Here is a 559-nt window from a genome sequence, read left to right on the forward strand (position 1 = left end):
ACGCTTTCGCTCAGCAGGCTCCAGTCCCAGCAAGCACGTGCCCTTGATCCCCACCTCGAGTCTATCCAGTTAGTCACGAAGCGCTACGAATCGATCCTGCCGAGTTCTTCGCTATCGCTCTGTGACACCGAATGATCGGTGGCCGGCGCTCATGATCGGTTTTCGGAAACTTAGCAGCGAAGTGCTGTAGCTTCGCGAGGCATCGGCTTGCGGCAGCCTTGAATTGCCTTCTACAGTGGTTACTTACCTTTGCGCAGAAGCCTGTTGCCATGCTCTCCGACGCCCTCGCCCGCTTCCCTCGCCTTGATCTGGTTCCCGCCGCCACGCACCTCGAACATCTACCTCGCCTGTCACGTCACCTGGGTCGGGATATCTGGATCAAGCGCGACGACCTTACCCCGCTCGCACTCGGTGGCAACAAGGCGCGCAAGCTCGAATACCTTGGCGCCGATGCCCTGGCCCAGGGGGCCGAGGTGCTGGTCACCGCCGGCGCGATCCAGTCCAACCATGTACGCCAGACCGCGGCGCTGGCGGCCAGGCTTGGCCTGGGCTGCCTGGC

The 559-nt window shown here is 62.4% G+C and carries 1 protein-coding gene; it reads left to right on the forward strand.

All coding sequences use genetic code 11. From position 1 onward, the window contains the following. Positions 1-269 precede the first annotated feature (269 nt). On the forward strand, positions 270-559 hold a 290-nt coding region (locus EA797_RS21615; RefSeq protein ID WP_122169030.1), incomplete at its 3' end, for a pyridoxal-phosphate dependent enzyme.

The sequence above is a fragment of the Stutzerimonas zhaodongensis genome (genome assembly GCF_003696365.1).
GTDB lineage: Bacteria > Pseudomonadota > Gammaproteobacteria > Pseudomonadales > Pseudomonadaceae > Stutzerimonas > Stutzerimonas zhaodongensis.